Consider the following 277-nt stretch of genomic DNA (forward strand, 5'->3'; position numbering starts at 1 on the left):
GTCCGCGGAGAAGGGCACGCTGCGCGGCATGCACTTCCAGCGCGGCGATGCGGTCGAGGCCAAGCTGGTGCGCTGCACGCGCGGCGCGATCCTCGACGTGATCATCGACCTGCGCCACGACTCGCCGACTTACCTTAAGCACGAGGCCTTCGAGCTGACCGCGCAGAGTCATCGCCAGCTCTACGTGCCGCCTGGCTTCGCACATTCGTTCCAGACGCTGACCGACGACATGGAGGCGACGTACCTGGTGTCCGCGCCCTACACGCCGGAAGCGGAG

1 protein-coding gene is annotated in these 277 nt (G+C 67.1%); it reads left to right on the plus strand.

Annotated features, from left to right (window positions below; all coding sequences use genetic code 11):
* On the plus strand, nt 1–277 hold a 277-nt coding region (locus tag CVH10_RS19995; protein ID WP_146143150.1), incomplete at both ends, for a dTDP-4-dehydrorhamnose 3,5-epimerase family protein.

Source organism: Halomonas sp. ND22Bw, from assembly GCF_003011945.1.
Taxonomy (GTDB): Bacteria; Pseudomonadota; Gammaproteobacteria; order Pseudomonadales; family Halomonadaceae; genus Halomonas; species Halomonas halophila.